Source organism: Halobacterium noricense (assembly GCF_021233435.1).
GTDB classification, from domain to species: domain Archaea; phylum Halobacteriota; class Halobacteria; order Halobacteriales; family Halobacteriaceae; genus Halobacterium; species Halobacterium noricense.
Map to the genome: position 1 here is coordinate 25,952 of NZ_CP089468.1, position 16,934 is coordinate 42,885.

General features: G+C 68.5%; 18 protein-coding genes and 1 pseudogene. 10 read left to right on the forward strand and 9 right to left on the reverse strand.

What is annotated here, in order from left to right:
- The first annotated feature begins 94 nt into the window (after positions 1-94).
- Genes LT974_RS00160 through LT974_RS00170 form a run of 3 tightly spaced genes read left to right on the forward strand, consistent with a single transcriptional unit; the run spans position 95 to position 4,002 of the window.
- Entirely contained in the window at positions 95-1,249 is a 1,155-nt protein-coding gene (locus LT974_RS00160) for an MFS transporter (protein ID WP_232588537.1), read from the forward strand.
- 41 nt (positions 1,250-1,290) lie between these two features.
- On the forward strand, positions 1,291-3,531 hold the full coding sequence (gene ligA, locus LT974_RS00165) for an NAD-dependent DNA ligase LigA (protein WP_232588538.1): 2,241 nt from the start codon (positions 1,291-1,293) through the stop codon (positions 3,529-3,531).
- A gap of 57 nt (positions 3,532-3,588) precedes the next feature.
- Positions 3,589-4,002, forward strand: coding sequence for a hypothetical protein (locus LT974_RS00170; RefSeq protein ID WP_232588539.1), 414 nt, complete (start codon positions 3,589-3,591; stop codon positions 4,000-4,002).
- A 119-nt stretch (positions 4,003-4,121) separates the two neighbouring features.
- Here the strand turns inward: LT974_RS00170 and LT974_RS00175 are convergent.
- Positions 4,122-4,190: pseudogene (locus LT974_RS00175) on the reverse strand (cold-shock protein); the annotation flags it as partial.
- A gap of 147 nt (positions 4,191-4,337) precedes the next feature.
- The gene (locus LT974_RS00180) at positions 4,338-5,081 is read right to left on the reverse strand and encodes a DNA polymerase sliding clamp (protein ID WP_232588540.1); all 744 of its coding nucleotides are present in this window, start codon (positions 5,079-5,081) and stop codon (positions 4,338-4,340) included.
- 247 nt (positions 5,082-5,328) lie between these two features.
- On the opposite strand from LT974_RS00180, the gene LT974_RS00185 reads away from it, so the two are divergent.
- Positions 5,329-6,636, forward strand: a complete 1,308-nt coding sequence (locus LT974_RS00185; protein WP_232588541.1) for a DUF4382 domain-containing protein — start codon at positions 5,329-5,331, stop codon at positions 6,634-6,636.
- 114 nt (positions 6,637-6,750) lie between these two features.
- Entirely contained in the window at positions 6,751-7,527 is a 777-nt protein-coding gene (locus LT974_RS00190) for a 23S rRNA (uridine(2552)-2'-O)-methyltransferase (RefSeq protein ID WP_232588542.1), read from the forward strand.
- Here LT974_RS00190 and LT974_RS00195 read toward each other — a convergent pair.
- From LT974_RS00195 to LT974_RS00205, 3 genes are read right to left on the reverse strand one after another with little or no spacing between them, the layout of a single operon-like run.
- A complete protein-coding gene (locus tag LT974_RS00195) occupies positions 7,524-8,210 on the reverse strand; it encodes a queuosine precursor transporter (RefSeq protein ID WP_232588543.1) in 687 nt (228 codons plus the stop codon). The two genes, LT974_RS00190 and LT974_RS00195, sit on opposite strands and share 4 nt — an antisense overlap.
- Positions 8,200-8,379 carry a ribbon-helix-helix domain-containing protein gene (locus LT974_RS00200; protein ID WP_232588544.1) on the reverse strand — a complete coding sequence of 60 codons (180 nt, stop codon included), beginning with the start codon at positions 8,377-8,379 and terminating at the stop codon, positions 8,200-8,202. The genes LT974_RS00195 and LT974_RS00200 overlap by 11 nt, the downstream gene beginning before the upstream one ends.
- 25 nt (positions 8,380-8,404) lie before the next feature.
- Positions 8,405-10,591, reverse strand: coding sequence for a twin-arginine translocase subunit TatC (locus tag LT974_RS00205; protein ID WP_232588545.1), 2,187 nt, complete (start codon positions 10,589-10,591; stop codon positions 8,405-8,407).
- A 92-nt stretch (positions 10,592-10,683) separates the two neighbouring features.
- Between LT974_RS00205 and tatC the strand changes: the two genes are divergently transcribed.
- Positions 10,684-11,844: a twin-arginine translocase subunit TatC gene (tatC, locus tag LT974_RS17705; protein WP_269785417.1), complete on the forward strand. Its 1,161-nt coding sequence runs from the start codon at positions 10,684-10,686 to the stop codon at positions 11,842-11,844.
- A 249-nt stretch (positions 11,845-12,093) separates the two neighbouring features.
- Complete coding sequence (rpiA, locus tag LT974_RS00215; RefSeq protein ID WP_232588546.1) at positions 12,094-12,768, forward strand: ribose-5-phosphate isomerase RpiA; 675 nt, start codon at positions 12,094-12,096, stop codon at positions 12,766-12,768.
- A gap of 43 nt (positions 12,769-12,811) precedes the next feature.
- Here the strand turns inward: rpiA and LT974_RS00220 are convergent, their stop codons facing one another.
- Entirely contained in the window at positions 12,812-12,979 is a 168-nt protein-coding gene (locus LT974_RS00220) for a DUF1931 family protein (RefSeq protein ID WP_058984427.1), read from the reverse strand.
- A gap of 248 nt (positions 12,980-13,227) precedes the next feature.
- On the opposite strand from LT974_RS00220, the gene LT974_RS00225 reads away from it, so the two are divergent.
- The 3 genes from LT974_RS00225 (at position 13,228) to LT974_RS00235 (ending at position 15,108) form a co-directional block, all read left to right on the forward strand.
- A complete protein-coding gene (locus LT974_RS00225; RefSeq protein ID WP_232588547.1) occupies positions 13,228-13,377 on the forward strand; it encodes a DUF7563 family protein in 150 nt (49 codons plus the stop codon).
- Between the two features lie 38 nt (positions 13,378-13,415).
- Positions 13,416-13,676, forward strand: coding sequence for a GIY-YIG nuclease family protein (locus LT974_RS00230; RefSeq protein WP_232588548.1), 261 nt, complete (start codon positions 13,416-13,418; stop codon positions 13,674-13,676).
- 61 nt (positions 13,677-13,737) lie between these two features.
- A complete protein-coding gene (locus LT974_RS00235) occupies positions 13,738-15,108 on the forward strand; it encodes a phosphoglucomutase/phosphomannomutase family protein (protein ID WP_232588549.1) in 1,371 nt (456 codons plus the stop codon).
- Here the strand turns inward: LT974_RS00235 and LT974_RS00240 are convergent.
- The 3 genes from LT974_RS00240 to LT974_RS00250 are packed head-to-tail and all read right to left on the reverse strand — an operon-like array spanning position 15,100 to position 16,809.
- On the reverse strand, positions 15,100-15,468 hold the full coding sequence (locus tag LT974_RS00240) for a GNAT family N-acetyltransferase (RefSeq protein ID WP_332840545.1): 369 nt from the start codon (positions 15,466-15,468) through the stop codon (positions 15,100-15,102). The two genes, LT974_RS00235 and LT974_RS00240, sit on opposite strands and share 9 nt — an antisense overlap.
- 28 nt (positions 15,469-15,496) lie before the next feature.
- Positions 15,497-15,694: a ubiquitin-like small modifier protein SAMP2 gene (gene samp2 / locus LT974_RS00245; RefSeq protein ID WP_232588550.1), complete on the reverse strand. Its 198-nt coding sequence runs from the start codon at positions 15,692-15,694 to the stop codon at positions 15,497-15,499.
- A gap of 47 nt (positions 15,695-15,741) precedes the next feature.
- Positions 15,742-16,809, reverse strand: coding sequence for a bactofilin family protein (locus LT974_RS00250; protein WP_232588551.1), 1,068 nt, complete (start codon positions 16,807-16,809; stop codon positions 15,742-15,744).
- Positions 16,810-16,934: the final 125 nt, after the last annotated feature.

The window sequence follows — 16,934 nt, forward strand, 5'->3', positions numbered from 1 at the left end:
CGAGGACGGTCGACGGTTCGGCCGGCCAACGCGACAACTCAGGCCCCGTAGCCGATTCCGGCGCGTTCTTGACGGCGCGTACGCAAGCACGGGTATGGTTCGACGCGAACGCGCGGCGCTCGCGGGCGTCGTGTTCGCGGTGCTGTTCGCGCAAGTCCTCCTCTACCCGGGCGCGGCTGACCTCGTCGCGGCGTTCGGTGCCGACGACCCGGACACCGGGAGCCGCTGGTTCCTCGCCGCGGAGTTCGCCGCGTTCGTCGCGTTCGCGGGCGTCTGGGGCGTCGCCAGCGACCGCGCCGGCCGCCGCGTCCCGTTCATCGCCGCCGGCGCGCTCGTCGGGAGCCTCGGCTACGCCGCGCTCGCCGTCCTCGACGTCGACTTCGGCACCGTGCTCGTGCTCCGTGCGGCACAGGGCGCCGCCACCATCGGCGCGTTCTCGCTGGCGATGACGATGCTGATGGACCTCTCCGACGACCACGGCAAGGACATGGGCGCCGCCGGCATCGCCATCGGCTCCGGCACGGCGCTCGGCGCGCCCGTCGGCGGGCGCCTCACCGAACTCGACCCGAAACTCCCGCTCGTCGTCGGCTGCGCCGCGCTCGCTGTCGCCGGCGTCACCGCGCTCCGCGTCCCCGACCGCGCGCCCAGCGGCCACGGAGACTCACTGCGCGCGGGCCTCCGCGTCCTCCGCGACCGGCCGACGCTGGGCGTCCCGTTCGCGTTCGGGTTCATCGACCGGTTCACCGCCGGCTTCTTCGCGCTCGTCGGCTCGCTGTACTTCCGACAGGTGTTCGGTCTCGACGCCGGCGCGGTCGGCCTCACGCTCGCGCTCTTCTTCGCGCCGTTCGCGCTCCTCCAGTACCCCTTCGGCCGGCTCTCCGACCGCATCGGCCGCACGATTCCCATCGCGGCCGGCTCCGCGACCTACGGGCTCGCCGTCCTCGCCATCGGGCTCGCGCCCCACGTCCGCCTCGCGCAGGGCGGCATGGTCGTCGTCGGCGTGCTCGGCGCGCTCATGTCCCCCGCGACGATGGCGCTCGTCACCGACATCGCGGGCGAGGACGAGCGCGGCGTCAGCATGGGCGGGTTCAACGTCGCGGGCTCGCTGGGCTTCCTCACGGGCATCGTGGGCGGCGGCTGGGTCGCCGAACAGTACGACTTCACCACCGCGTTCGTGCTCGCGGGCGGCGCCGAACTCCTGCTCGCGGCGCTCGCGCTCCCCGCGCTGCTGCGACTCGACGAGGCGTAACGCCCCAACCGCTTACCACCCGGGACGTCGTACGCCGCCGTATGGCCGACGCGGACGTGCTCGAAGACGCGCCCGAGGACAACCCCTACATCCGAGACCCCGACACCGACTTCGCGCCCGTCGACGACATCGACGAGGACGAGGCCGAGGAACAGGTGGAACTGCTCCGGGAGGCCGTCCGCTACCACGACTACCGCTACTACGTCGAGAACGACCCCGTCATCTCCGACCACGCCTACGACCGGCTGTTCGACCGCCTCCAACAGTTAGAGGACGCGTTCGACCTCCAAACGGAGGACAGCCCCACGCAACGCGTCGGCGGCGAACCCGTCGAGGAGCTGGGGACCGTCGACCACGTCGCGCCGATGCTCTCCATCGACTCCAGCGGCGAGGAGGCCGACGTCCGGGGGTTCGCCGAGCGCGTCGAACGCGAAGCCGGCGACGTGCGCTTCGTCTGCGAGCCGAAGTTCGACGGGCTCTCCGTGGAAGTCGTCTACGAGGAGGGCCGGTACGTGCACGCCGCCACGCGTGGCGACGGCGAGACTGGCGAGGACGTCACGGAGAACGTCCGCACCATCGAGAGCGTCCCCCAGCGCCTGCGCGGCGACCCGCCGGAGTTCCTCGCAGTGCGCGGCGAGGTGTACATCCCTCGGGAGGCGTTCCAGAAGTACAACGCCGACCGCGTCGAACGCGGGGAGGAGCCGTTCGCCAACCCACGCAACGCCGCGGCGGGGACGCTACGCCAACTCGACCCGAGCGTCACCGCCGAACGACCGCTCGACTGCTTCTTCTACGACGTCCTCGCGGCTCGGAACGAGCCCGAGGGCTCGGAAGACTCGTCTTCCGGTGTGCCCGCGGCCGGCGAGTCCTGGGACGCGATAGAGACGGGGCCGTCCCGCGGCGGCCTCGACGCCGGCCTCGACACACACTGGAAAGAACACGAAGCACTCCCCGGCTGGGGGCTGAAGGTCAACGAGCGCACCGAGCGCGTCGACGACGTCGACGCAGCCATCGAGTTCCGGCACGGCCTCGCGGACGTGCGCGAGGACCTGAACTACGAAATCGACGGCGTCGTCCTCAAAGTCGACGACCGCCAGGCGTGCGTGGACCTCGGCGTCACGTCCCGCCACTACCGGTGGGCGTACGCGTACAAGTTCCCGCCGCGCGCGGAAGTCACGGAAGTCACGGACGTCGTCGTGCAGGTCGGCCGGACGGGCCGCCTGACGCCGGTCGCGCTGCTCGAACCCGTCGAAGTCGGCGGCGTCACCGTGTCGCGCGCGAGCCTCCACAACCAGGAGGAAATCGCGGAGTTGGGCGTCGACGTCGGCGACGAGGTGCGCGTCGAGCGCGCGGGCGATGTGATTCCGTACGTCGACGAGGTGGTCGAATCGCACGCGGAGGGCCACTTCCAGATGCCCGACGAGTGCCCGCGCTGCGGGAGCGACGTGGAGTACGACGGTCCCATCGCGTACTGCACGGGCGGGCTGGCGTGTCCCGCACAGCTCGTGCGCGCGGTCGGCTACTTCGCGGCCGTCCTCGACATCGAAGGCATCGGCGAGGAGGCCGCCGAGCAGTTCGTCGAGGCGGGCCTCGTCGAGGCGGACGTCGCGGACCTCTACGAACTCACGGAAGAGGACCTCACGGAACTGGAGGGGTGGGGCGAGAAGAGCGCGCGGAACCTGCTCGCGGAGTTGGACGCCGCGCGCCACCCGCCACTGGGAGAATTCCTCGCGGCCATCGGCATCCCCGAAGTCGGCCCGACGGTCGCGCGCGACCTCGCCGAACACTTCGAGACGCTTGACGCGCTGCTGGACGTTCGAAAGAGCGAAGCTCCTTCGAGCCAGTCAGAATCGACTGATTCTGACGACGTCGACGAGCGCGACCTCACCGACGTGGAGGGCATCGGCGAGGTGGTCGCGGGCCACGTCCGGGAGTTCCTCGACAACGAGCGCAACCGCCGGGTCATCGAGCGCCTCCGCGACGAGGACTGCCTCGGCGAGCCCGAATCCCCCTCGGAAGCCCGGGGCGACGAACTCGAAGACCTCACCATCGTCTTCACGGGGAGCATCGAGGGCTGGACGCGAGGCGACCTACAGGACCTCGTCGTGCGACACGGCGGCGACGCGCCCTCCTCCGTCTCGGGGAACACCGACTACCTCGTCGTCGGTGACGACCCCGGCGAGCGCAAGGGCGAGGCCGCCGACCGCCACGACGTCCCGGAACGCTCGCCCGACGAGTTCTTCGAGTTGCTCGACGAACGCGGCGTGAGCGTGGACCGGTAGGCATCCTCGGGCTACCGCGCCCAAACCAATACGTGTCGTCGCGTGCAGCACTGTGCTATGTCCGATCCCTCCCAGCTCGCGTCGCGGCGCGCAGTACTCGCGGCCGGTGTGGCATCGTTGGCGTCGGTCGCGGGTTGTAGCGCGCTCCCGTCGCGGTCTGCGACACTCGACGTGACCTTGTTCAACCACACGGACAGCCCGTACACGGTCGAACTGAGCCTGTTCCGCGTGGGGAAGGACCTGTCGCGGAGCGACGCGAGAGCCGACTCCGAGTCCATCGACGTCGAACCGCAGGGTGAAACACGGCGCGAGGACGTCGCAGTCGCTCGGCAGTACGTCGTCCAGTACGAGGTGTACGAGAACAACCGGGACCCGACCGACGAGGACCACGTGCACTTCTACCCGAGCGACGACGGAGACGACGCGCTCGCGTTCGACGTCCACGCACCGGGCGTGCTGACTCGCCGGTGACGACCGCTCGAACGAGGACGTTGCTGATGTCACTCGGTGTGTGAAGAATTCGCCGTTCGGCCGCGTCGCTACGCGACGAAAGAGCGGGAAAATACCGCCGTTAGTTCAGCAATCCGGAGTTACGCGCGGACGACGTTCGTCGCACGGGGACCCTTGGGAGCCTGCTCGATGTCGAATTCGATGCTCGTCCAGCGACCGAGCGTGGTTCGAGAGACGCCTGCGGCGTCTCTCGTCACTGAGCGAATCGAAGATTCGCGAGAGCAGGCGAACGCAAAGCGTTCGCCTGCTCTCGAAAGAGCGCTGTGCGCTCTTTCGGCGACAGCAAAAAGTGCGAGTTAGTCGGACTGAATCCGCGGCGCGAGCATGTAGGTGACGTGGCCCTGCGCTTCGGCGATGTCGAAGTGAATCTTGACCGGGTACTCGTCGCCGAGTTCGAGTTCGACCTCGGCGTCTTTCGGGATGGCCTTGTTCATGTCCTTGAGGTAGTCGAGGCTGAACAGGCTGTGGGCGTCGCCCGCTTCGAGGTCGATGAGGTCGTCGCGGGTGAGTTCGAGGTGGACGTCGTCGGTGTCGCCCTCCGCGTCGACGTAGAACAGTTCGTCGGCGGCGTCGACGCCGAGCGCGATGTGGTCCGAAACCATGTCGGCGGCGCGGACGGAGCGGTCGATGTCCGCGCCCTCGATGACGACGTTCGCGGAGAGGTCGAGGTCCGGGATGTCGGGTTCCTGGCGGATAGAGTCGGGGTCGATGAGCGCGAGCGTGTATTCGAGGCCGTCAATCTGGATGTGGAGCTTGCGGGTCTCCTCGTCGAGTTCGAGTTGGACGAGCTGGTCGGTGTCGGCCATGCCGGCGATGTCCTCCAGTCGCGAGAGGTTGACGCCGATGATGCCGCCGTCGGCTTCGTAGGATTCGAACGCGGCCGCCCCGAGGTCGAGGTCGACCATGCCGACGTTCGCGGGGTCGACAGCACGGATGGAGAAGCCGTCTTCGTCGAGGTGGATTTTGCATTCGTCCACCAGCACGCTCACGGAGTCGAGCGTTTCCCGGAGCGTGTCGGCGCTCACAATCGCCTTGAACATATGCAAACTGCTACGCAATCAGGGACTAAAAAGCCCTCCGTTCCGCGTGCGCGCGGGAATCGCACGACTGCGGCGCGGTCGTTGCGAGACGGGCGGTACTCCCGGAATGTGTGGCTCGGGGCGCGCGACGAGCAGCCCGACCGACTCGACTCGTCGTTAACCCGGGTTAATCCGGGTTAATCCGACCGCTGACCGCCTTTACGGCTTAGTCCCTTTAGGTGCGTGTGGCCCGTGGGGTCGAACGCACATGAAACGCACCGCAGCCAGCCTCCTCGTGGCCGCGCTCGTGCTGCTCGCCGGATGCGCCGGCGGCATCGCGGGCCCGAACGGGGCACAGACGGCCGACAGCGAGAACGGGACCGTCCAGTTCTACGTGAGCGACGAACAGAACGCCATCAGCCAGTTCGAGCACCTGAACGTGACGGTGACGAGCGTCGGGTTCGCGCAGACCTCGGCGGCGGACGCGAACGCGTCCACGGACGGCGAGGCTGAGACGAACGAAACCACGACGAACACGACTGACGAGGCGGCCGACGAGACGGAAACTGCCGCCGAGAACGAGACTGAGACCGAGTCCGAGACGGAGACCGAGTCTGAGGACGACGGCGAGGGCGACGCCGAGTGGGTCGAGCGCAACGTCGGCTCGCAGACTGTGGACCTGACCGAGCTACAGGGCGCGAACGCGACGTTCCTGGGGAACATGAGCGTCCCCGCGGGCGAGTACGAGAAAGTGTTCGTCCACGTTAGCGACGTCAACGGGACGCTGAAGACCGGCGAGCAGGTGAACGTGAATCTCCCGAGTCAGAAGCTCCACCTCAACGAGGACTTCACTGTGAACCAGAGCAGTGACGTCGAGTTCGTCTTCGACATCACGGTGTTCGAAGCCGGCAACAGCGGGAAGTACATCCTGAAGCCGGTCGCCAGCGAATCCGGGACCGACGTCCCCATCGAGCGCGTGGACGTCGAGGGCGAAGCCGAACTCGAAGCCAACTTCGTCGGGAACGTGACCGCCGGCGAGAACGCCACCGTGCAGGTCACGCAGGACGGCGAACCCGTCGAGAACGCGACGGTCACCGTGAACGAGGACGTCGTCGTGACGACCGACGCGAACGGGACGGCCTCGGTGAGCGTGCCCGCGGACGCCGAGGAGTTCACGCTCGAAGCCTCGACCAGCGAGGACAGCGCGTACGGCGAAGCCGAAGCCGAACTCGAGTTCGAACTCGGCGAGTCAGGGAGTGACGACGGCGACGACAGTGACGCCGAGAACGAGACCGACAACGAGAACGAGACTGACAGCGAGGCCGAACTCGGCGCGGTCCTCGAGGGCAGTCTCGCGCCCGGCGAGAACGCCACCGTCGTCGTGACCGACGGCGAGGGCGACGCCGTCGAGGACGCCGCGGTCGCCGTGGACGGCGAGGTCGTCGGGGAGACGAACGCGGACGGCGAACTGACGTTCGTGGTGCCCGAGGACGTCAGCGTCGACACCGAGGTGACGGTGACTTCGGATGGCGAGACCATCACGCTGGATTCGGCGACGGCGGCGGCCGCGAACTGACGGCCTACCGCTGCTGACTGCGGGCGACTCTTCTGCGGTTTTTCGCGCCGACGTGCCGTAGCACCCGGAGCGACGTGGTTTTCAGTCCGGCCGCCGTAGTTCTCGTAACTAACCATGGGGAACGGGAAAGACCACTACTACAACAAGTCCAAGCAGGAGGGCTATCGGACGCGGGCGGCGTACAAGCTCCAGCAGATCGACGACGAGTTCGACGTACTCTTCGGCGGCGCGACGGTCGTCGACCTCGGCGCAGCGCCGGGCGGCTGGCTGCAGGTCGCCGCCGAGGAGACCGGCGCGCGCGGGAAGGTCGTCGGCGTGGACTTCCAGCGCATCGACGAAATCGAGGACGCCGAGGCTGGCATCCAGACCATCAAGGGCGACATGACCGAGGCGGACACCCGCGAGGACATCGAGCGCGCCGCGCCGGGCGGCATCGACGTCGTCATCTCGGACATGGCCCCGAACATGACCGGCGAGTACAACCTCGACCACGCGCGCTCCGTGCACCTCGCGCGGATGGCGCTGGACACCGCCCGCGAGTTACTGAACGACGGCGGGCACTTCGTCGCGAAGGTCTTCGACGGGCAGGACTATCAGGACTACCTCGCGGACGTCGAGGAGGAGTTCGCGTTTACGCGGACGTACACGCCGGACGCGTCGCGCGACTCCTCTTCGGAGCTGTACGTGGTGGCGAAGAACCGCGTGAACGCGCCAATCGAGAAAGGCGACACCATCGAGGTCGACATCGTCGACGAGGGCGACGAGGGCGACGGCGTCGCGAAGGCTGACGGCTACACGCTGTTCGTCGCGGACGCCAACGAGGGCGAGACTATCGAGGTGGAAGTGACGGACGTGAAGCCGAACTTCGGGTTCGCCGAGCGCCGCGACTAGCGGTCGGCGAGCAGCCGCCGGACGCCGTAGACGAACGGCGTGTCGGCGACCGCAATGCCGAGTTTGAGGACGTACTGCCCGACGATGAGCGCGAGAATCTGGTTCTGTCCGTAGACCGGCCCGACGCCGAGCACCTGCGGTGCCGCCCAGAACGCGACGGTGACGAAGATGACGGTGTCGATGACCTGGCTGGTGGCCGTGGAGCCGACGTTGCGCAGCCAGAGGTACGCGCCGTCGGTGCGCCGGCGGATGGCGTGGAACGCGAGCACGTCCCAGTTCTGGCTGATTACGTACGCCAGCAGGCTGCCGGTGACGATGTTCGCCGACGACCAGAGCACGCCGGCGAACTCCGACTGGCCGACGCCGGAGAACGGCGCGATGGGCGCAACGATTGTGGTGTAGACGAGCGCGAGCATCACGAGCGTCATCGCGAACCCGACGTTCACGAGCACCTGGGCGGCGCGGCGGCCGTACAGCTCGGAGTAGCAGTCCGACGCGAAGAACGTCAGCGCGTACGCCAGCGCCGCGCCCGGCATCACCAGCGACGACCCGGTGAACGGCAGCGAGAACGGAATCTGGATCAACAGCAGTTTCGACGCCGTGAGCTGGGCGGTGACGAGTGCGGTGACGAACAGTCCGACGAGCGCGACCTGCCCGGCGACGAGGCGGTCCTCACTCCGCATCGTCGTCGAGCCTCCCGTGGCGGCCGTCGATTTCGTCGAGGATGTCGAGGTTCTTCCGGATGGACGCGCGCACGGCGTCGCTGCGGTTCACGAACTTGCCGTCGTCGCCGACGTGGCCGTCGAGGTCCTCCAGGAGCTCCTCGGGAATCTCGACGCTTATCTTGGGCATACCCCGAGAATATCACGGGAATATCTTAAGCCGTTCGTGTCGACGCGGAGCCGCCGCGGCGGCCGCCGAGAGTCACGATGGCGAGGATGGCGAGCCCGACGAGGTACATGAGCGCGATGGGCAACGCGATGAGCAGCATCGTGTAGAGGCTGTCGGGCGTGACGAGCGCGCTGAACGCGAACGCAGTGATGACCGGCACGCGCCAGCGCCGCCGCATCGTCTGGTAGGAGACGATGCCGCCGGCGTGGAACAGCACCATCGTCACCGGGATGTCGACGAGGATTCCGATGCCCACGGTCAGCAGGAACACCATCCACGCGAACGTGCTGACGGTGAAACTGATTATCATGCCGGCGTCGAGCGCGTCGTAGACGAGGAACGAGATGGCTTCGGGCGCGACGAACGAGTACCCGAGGTAGCTCCCGACCGCGAGGCCGCCGACGAGTCCGCCGCCCCAGACGGCGATGACGCGGCGGTCGCCGGTCACCCAGCCGCGGTCCGAGAGCGCGGGCCAGATGTAGTAGATGATGACCGGGAGCGTGCCGATGGCGGCCAACACCACGGAAATCTTCACTTGGAAGACGAGTGCCTCGACGGGGTGGAGCGTGATGGGCCACTCGCCGCCGGTCGCCAGCGGCCGGACGTCCGCCGGGATGCGCGCGATGAAGTTGTCCCGGAGCTCCCGGAACCCGCCGTAGTAGAGCCACCCGAAGATGCCGACCATCAGCGCCATGAACGTCCCGACGATGCGGAACGCCCGCGAGCGCAGGCTGGAGAACACGAACCGGATGTCGTAGTAGTAGCCGCCGATGTCGTCCTCGGTGGTCTCCTCCTCGGTGAACGCGTCCATCATCCCCGCGGCAGTGCTCTGGACGGTGTCGGACTCTTCCTCGGACGCCTGCTCCGCTTGGACCGCTTCTTCGTCGATGTCGGCGTGAACTTCGTCGAACCGGTCGAGAATCGCCTGCGCCTTCTCGTCGTCGTCGGCGTCGAGCGCGCGGTTGGCCGTCGAGAGCGCTTCGTCCTCGGTCAGCGACGCGAACGCTTCCGGGGGCGCGGCCCGCACGCCGGCGGCGTCGAGTTCGTCGAGGTCGATGTCGCCGGGGTTCTCGGGTTGACCGAGACGGGATTGTGCGACCTGCTGGGCGGCGCGGTCGATGGCGACGTACGTGTAGTACAGCGCCGCCGCGGTGAGGGCAACGACCGCGAACGCCGCGCCGAGCACCAGATAGCCGGTCGCGGGGGCGACGCCGAGTGCGTCGGCGACGGTCGGCACGCGGACCTGCGACCCGATGAATTCGAGGCCAGCGTTGAACGCCGCGACGCCGCCGTACTGGCCGGTCGCGTAGCCCGCGGCGAACCCGAGCACGCCGACGCCGAGCACGCGGTTCCAGCGCTCGCGGAACACGCCGCGGACGTCGACGTGCTCGCGGCCGCGCTTCATCGTCACGACGACTTTCGCGCAGTACAGCGAGAGGCCGTACAGCATGATGAGCGGGGACGCCCACAGAATCTGGGTGAACGGGTCCGGCGGCGAGAAGAACGCGCCGAACGCGAAGATGCCGACGACCGCGTACTTCCACTTGTCGCGGAACGTCTCGTAGGGGATGATGCCGGAGTACGAGAACGCCGACACCGCCAGCGGGAGCTGGGCCGCCAGCGCAAAGGAGAGCGCGAGGAAGAGGATGAACTCCGTCCACTTCACGATGGAGTACTTCGGCGCGAGCCCCGCGCCCACGGCGTTGCTCGCGAGGAAGTCGAACATCAGCGGGAAGAACAGGAAGTACGCGTACGCGACGCCGGCCGATGCCAGCCCCGCACAGACGAGCGCGACGAGCGCGACGTTGAGCCGGGAGACGGAGACGTCGGGGATGATTTCGCGCTCCACGAGCGGCTCGCGGGCGTGGTAGAGGAGGACCGGGATGGCGAGCGCAGCCCCCGTGAACAGGCCGATTTTCACCTGCATCAGGATGACGTCGAACGGCGTCTGCGCGATGACGTTGGCGGTCTCGACGAGGAGGTCTTCCTCGAGCTTCGGCCAGACGTACAGCCGCATCGCCATGATGCCGCCGACGAGCCCGACGACGAACGCGATGAAGACGTGCTGGAGCTTCGACTGGGCGGTCCGGAGCATCACACCGAGCGTCTGCCGGCCGGACTCGATGGTGCGGGCCGTACTGGGGTCTATCGGGCCCGAACCGGAGCTACTCATTAAGTCGGGCTAACCCACTCGCAATTATCAATCTTCCCGTCCGCGCCCAAAAGAAAGCCTATAACGCCCCCGTCGCCAAAGCACGGACACGAATGGCCGAGGAACCGGACGGCGGGCGCGACCGCAACCACGACTGGGAGGGGCTCGCGCCAGCCGTCCGTCCCGTCGATAGCGCGGACAGCGGGCACAGCGAGTGGGGCGACCTCTCGCCCGCAGTCCGCCGCGTCGACGGCGCTGACGGCTACGCAGGCCCGCGGGTCACCCGCGACGACGAGTGGTGCGACCTCACGCCCGCCGTCGAACGCGTCGAAACCGACGACGGCGACGAGTGGGACTGGGACGACGACGCCATCGCGGCCGCGGGCGACAAGAGCGCCGACCCCGCGTCGGGCGGCGAACCCGAACTGCTCGCCGACGACGACCACCAGGCCGACGACCCCGACGAGGACGCCGCGCTCGACCCGCGCGAGAACTCCGTCGTCGACGCCGAGGAGAACCCGGCACCGCCGGACGACGGTATCGGCTTGGACGCCCCCGAGTCCGACGTCGAAGAGCCGCTGGCCGTCCACGTCGAGGAGATGGTCAAGCGGCTCGCCATCGTCATCGCCGTCGCCGCGCTCGTCAGCGTCGTCGTCTTCCCGCTCACGGAGGGCCTCATCACCACCATCTGGAACTACGTCCTCCCCGGCGGCGAAGCCGTCGACCCCCGCGTCTACCAGCCCCTCGAACTCGTCATCACGCAGGTGAAGGTTGCGAGCCTCGCGGGCCTCGTCATCGCGTTGCCCGTGTTCGTCTACGAGTCCTACGCGTTCATGCGCCCCGGCCTCTACCGCCACGAGCGCCGCTACTACCTCGCCGCCGTCCCGACGAGCCTCGTGCTCGCCGTGCTCGGCGTCCTCTTCGCGTACCTGCTCGTGCTCCCGTACACGATGAACTACTTCCAGGGCTACACCGAAGGGACCGCCGACGTCGCGTTCGCCCTGGGCTCGACGTTCAACCTCATCCTCATGGTGATGGGCTACCTCGCGGTGGTCTTCCAGATTCCGCTGTTCATCATGCTCGCCATCATGCTCGGCGTCACCACCCGCCAGTGGCTCGAAGACCGCCGCCTCCTCTTCTGGGCGGCGTTCGCCGGCATCTCGTTCACGTTCGGCGCTATCGACCCGACCGGCGTGGTCCCCATCATCGTCGCCCTCACGATGATTGCCCTCTTCGAAGGGACGCTCGCGCTGCTGCGGTGGACGGGTAACTAAAAGCCCACTTTTTGCGCTGCGGGGGTGCGCCTTCGGCGCACCCCGCTCGGCAAAAACTTGCGGAAAAAGCACTCCTCGCTCCTGCCGCGCCCTGCGGGCGCGTTAGTCGGTCGTCGGCCTGCGCTCCCTTCGGTCGCGCAGTGAACCGCGAGCGCCATACGGCGCTCGCGGATGCCGCGCCTCGTCATCCGGTCCGCTGCTCTCGCCGAGCGCGTGGGTTTTTGGTCGGCGGTCGACCACGCTACGGGTATGAAGAACACGGGCGGCAGCGACGCGGCGAAGCGGCGCGCGGGCGAGGCGGCGGCCGACGACGTCGAGCACGGGATGGTCGTCGGGCTCGGGACGGGGAGCACGGCGGCGCACGCGATTCGCGCCATCGGCGAGCGCGACCTCGACGTCGAGGGCGTGCCGACCTCCTACCAGTCCCGCCGACTCGCCATCGAGGCGGGGATTCCGTTGACGACGCTGGAGGAGGCGTCCGTCGACCTCGCCATCGATGGAGCCGACCAGGTCGCGGGCACGGACCTCGTGAAGGGCGGCGGCGCGGCGCACGCCCGCGAGAAGTACGTGGACGCCAGTGCGGACCGCTTCGTCGTCGTCGCGGACCCCTCGAAGGAGGTGGACGCGCTGGACTACCCCGTGCCAGTCGAAGTGCTGCCGGACGCGCAGCCGGTCGTCGCCGAGCGCGTGCGCGGACTCGGTGGGGAGCCCGAACTCCGCGCCGCCGAGCGGAAGGACGGCCCCGTGGTGACGGACAACGGAAACCTCGTGCTGGACTGCGAGTTCGGCGCGCTTGACGACCCCGGCGAGGTGGCGGCGGCGCTGTCGGAACTCCCGGGCGTCGTCGAACACGGGCTGTTCGTCGGGCTGGCCGACGCTGTCTACGTGGGGACTGACGACGGCGTACGGGTCACGGACGCGTAGCTACGGGGCGTGGCGTCGCAAAAAACGGAAGGGTCGAACCTGGTTACAGGTCGCGCGGCTGGACGGTCTTGCGACCGTTGGACTCGGCGCGTGCCGCGGCGTCTTCGAGGAGCTCCGACACTTCTTCGTCGAGCGCCTCGTAGAAGTCGGAGGCAACGTTCTTGTCGTCGAGTTCTTCCTTCACAGCGGCCTTGACGATGAGGTCTGCCATACGACCTGGTTTTTTCCTCGCCTCCTTATAAGGCTTCCCATAAGACGCGGCCGTAGCGGCCACTCACGCCTTCCTACAGGCGCACGCGCGGTGAATCCTGTCGGTGAGCGCTGGCAATCGCTCGCGTACAGCCGGGAACGAGAACTCAGATTTGAATTCGGCCAAATTTTGTTCGAAATTGGGAAAACCCACTTGTTTGGGTGTGGTGTATCCTCACATACTGGCCACTCGCGCCAGGGACCACGATAATGCCCCGCTGTGACCACTGCGACGCCCACGTCTCCGAGAACTTCGCGCGCGTGTTCGCCGACGAGGCCGGCCGCCTCCACGCGTGCCCGAACTGTGCGGCGAACGTCGGCATCGCCGAAGTGTCGAAAGACCGCGCCCGCCGGGCCTGACCGAAACGCAGTCCTTTCCGTACGCCCTCGCTTCAGGCGTGCATTACGTCTATCTGTTGGAGTGCAGCGACGACACCTACTACACGGGCTACACGACGGACGTCGAGCGCCGCGTCGCCGAACACGACGCCGGCGACGGCGCGAAGTACACGCGCGGCCGCACCCCCGTCACCCTCCAGTACGTCGAGCCCTTCGAGACGAAGTCCACGGCGATGAGCCGGGAGTACGAACTCAAACAGCGCTCGCGCGGACAGAAGGAGAAACTCGTGGCCGAGCAAGACGACCCGTGGCCGGCCTGAACTGGCGAGTGCGACCGCGTGGACCGCAGGGATTTTGACGCGACGCAGCGACGCTCCGGGCATGGACGGCATCTCCTTCGGGACGGACGGCTGGCGGGCGACGCTGGACGTGTTCACGAGCGGGCGCGTCCGCTCGGTCGCACAGGCTACCGCGGACTACCTCGCCAGCGAAGGCCACACCGGCGAAACCGTCGCGGTCGGCTACGACGCCCGCGAGACGTCGGAAGGGTTCGCCGAGGACATCGCGGACGTACTCACGGCGAACGGCTTCGACGTGCTGTTGCCCGAGCGCGACTGCCCGACGCCGCTGGTCGCACACGCCATCGTGGAGCGCGACCTCGCGGGCGCGCTCGTCGTCACGGCCTCGCACAACCCACCGGAGTACAACGGCGTGAAGTTCATTCCCGAGGACGGCGCGCCAGCGCTCCCCGAGGTCACCGAGGCCATCGAGGCAAACCTCCGCGAACCCGTGGAGGGCGCAGCGCAGGGCGACGTCCGCGAGGTCGACCTCGTGACGCCGCACGCCGAGCACTGTCGCGACCTGATAGACGCGGACCTCTCCGGGCTGACGGTCGTGTACGATGCGATGCACGGGAGCGGCCGTGGCGTCACCGACGACCTACTGGAAGCCGCCGGCGCGGAAGTGATTCGGGAGCGCTGCGACCGCGACCCCGAGTTCGGCGGTACGCCGCCCGAGCCCGACGAGGCGAACCTGCAGGGGCTCGCGCTCGCCGTCGACGAACACGACGCTGACTTCGGCGTCGCCAACGACGGGGACGCCGACCGCGTCGCCGTCGTCACACCCGAACGCGGCGTCCTCGACGGGAACCGGTTCTACGCGCTCGCCTACGACTACCTCCTCAAATCCGACGCGGGTCCCGCAGTCCGCACGGTGTCGACGACGTTCCTCGTGGACCGCCTCGCCGACGCCCACGGCTGCGAGGTCGTGGAGACGCCGGTCGGCTTCAAGTGGGTCGCGGACGCGATGGGCGAGCACGACGCCCTGTTCGGCGGCGAGGAGTCCGGCGGGTACACGATGCGCGGGCACGTCCGCGAGAAGGACGGCATCCTGATGGCGCTGCTGGCGGCCGCCGCGGCCAGCGAACGCCCGCTCGACGACCGCCTCGACGCCATCGCCGACGAGTACGGCGACATCCACCAGGACAAGGTGAGCGTCGACTGCCCGGACGACCGCAAGGTCGCGGTTCTGGACGAACTCGAGGACCGCCTCCCCGACGAGGTCGCCGGCGTCCCAGTCGAGCGCGTCAACGACACGGACGGCTTCAAAATCCTGCTCGCGGACGGCTCGTGGCTGCTCGTTCGACCCTCGGGCACGGAGCCGAAGATGCGGGTGTACGCGGAGGGCGACAGCCCCGAGCGCGTCGCGGACCTCCTCGCGGCGGGCCGCGACCTCGTCGAACCGCTAGTCTAGAATTCCCCGATACCGGTCGCCTCGTTTCTCGCAGTCGAAACCTAATGAATCGTAGAACGGCTTCACGCCCGGGTCGAAGTCCGCCGTCAGCGGCGTCCACTCGCCGGCGGCGTGTTCGACGAGCGCGGTGCCGATGCCGTCCGCGCGCCGCCGGCGGCGCACGGCGATGGCCTCGATGTGGACGCCTTCCTCCCGCCGGGTAGCGACGAGCGCGCCGACGATGCGGTTGTCGTCGTCCGCCACGACGACCCTGCCGGCGTCGATGCGTCGCTGTGCGGTCTCACTGGAGAGTTCGAGGTTCGCGCCGTCGAGCACGCGCATCACGCCGAGGTGGTCGCGGGCCGACGCCCGGCGAACCACGACACCGCGCGGTCCGGGTGTCGGCACGTTACCCACCCCGGATGAGCCGCAGCACGCGCACGTGCTCGGCATCGACGGGCTGGTCCTCGGGAACGGGCGTCCCGTCGACCATCACCGAGACCTCGTGCGGGCTGACCTCAATTGATTCGAGGAGGTCGGCGTACGTCTCGTCGGTCACGTCGAACTCGTGGGTGTCCTCGCCGACCACCTCGACGGTCACGCGCATGACTGCTGGTAGCCGGCGGGCGGCCTTAGGGGCCGCGATTGCGACGGTCAGGCCGTCGATTCAGTGTCGCCGCCGCGCCGGTGGCGGACGTGCTGGTAGCCCGCGACGGTGAGGCCGCCGAGCCCGAACAGCAGCACGACGAGCTCGATGAGGTCGCCGAGGAACGGCGCGTAGCTGACGACGTGGACCGCGAGCACGCCGGCGACGAGTGCGAGCCAGCGACTCTCGCGGTCGGCGAGTCCGAGTATCCACTCGCCGACGGCGTACGCACCCCAGACGTACGAGAGCACGAGCACGAGCGCGTAGAGGACCATTCCGACGACGGCTATCGGGACGCCGACGATGGTGAACAACAGCAGGACGAAGACGAACGGTGCGCCGACGAGTGTGAGGAAGCCCGCGCCGAGCGTGCGTAGCGGCGAGTTCGCGGTGGCGTCGGCGACGGTCGCGGAGACGCCGGGGAGCGCGACCAGCAGGAGCGCGCCGACGAACAGCGTGAGCGCGAGGACGTACAGCGTCACGAGCCACCCCGCGATGTTGGGGAGCACGGAGACCTGCATCGAGCCGAGGTCGGAGTCGTGGCGGACCTCGCCGCCGACGGTGGCGCCGTCGGCCTGCGTGAATTCGCCGTCGTAGACGAAGTCGCCGCCGACCGAGGCGGTCGAGGTCAGCGTGACGCTCCCAGCGCCGACCCGCACGCTCCCGTTGACCGTGCCGGCGTGGGTGAACGAGCCCGCGCCGGCTTTCACGTCACCGCGGACGACGCCGGTCTCGGTGATGTCGATGCTGCCGCCGGCGGCGTCGACGCTGCCCTCGACGGTGCCGGCGATGCGAATCGACCCGGCGGCTCCCCCGAGGTTGCCGGTGACGGTGCCGGACTCGGTGACGTCGACGGTGCCGGCGAACGCTTCGAGGTCGCCTTGGACGGTGCCGCGGATGACGACCGTGCCGCCGGTCGCCTGCAGGCCGTCGGTGACAGTCTGGCCTTCCTCGACGACAATTGTGCCGCCGGCCTGGTCGTCGGCGGCGGCAGCGGCGACGCCGGCGAACGTCGAGACCGCGAGGACGGCAGCGAGGGCGAACGCGAGCGCACGGCGGGGAGTGGAGGGACGCATGGTCGATCTGTCACCCCTCACGGACTTAACTTTAGGTGTGCGTCGGGCCGTAGACCACCCGTTTCGCGGGCGTAGCGGGATACAGCGCGCAGTCGTCGAGGCGGCTGCTCGCCGTCTCGCGGCCT